Below are 299 nucleotides of genomic sequence, written 5' to 3'. Positions count from 1 at the left end.
GCCCGAGACAACTGCACCGATGGCACCAGCACGGAAGATCGGTTGCGCTAAGTTTGCACCGAGATTCCACAGCAAAGATGCCGGAGTGAACAGGTCCTGAAATACCTTGGACTCGTCTCCGTAAGTCGTAGTCAATTTCAGGCTAGGGAAATACTGCGCCTTCGCCTGACCGATATCGACATTTGCCGCAACCAAGGTCTGTTCCGCTGCAATAATGTCGGGCCGACGGTTCAGCAAGTCCGACGGCAAATCGGCGGGAACGCTGAGTTGCTGGTAAATACGGTCAATGCTATTGCCGC

General features: G+C 54.5%; 1 protein-coding gene. It reads right to left on the bottom strand.

Annotated elements, in window-relative coordinates:
- Positions 1 to 299: TolC family protein (locus ACO0LB_RS20830; RefSeq protein WP_423052644.1), on the bottom strand; the 299-nt coding region annotated here is incomplete at both ends.

Origin of the sequence: Undibacterium sp. SXout7W, from assembly GCF_049339385.1 — a bacterium.
GTDB lineage: Bacteria > Pseudomonadota > Gammaproteobacteria > Burkholderiales > Burkholderiaceae_D > Undibacterium.
Note: the sequence above shows the minus strand (reverse complement) of the source record. Positions and strands in the feature narration are given on the sequence as shown.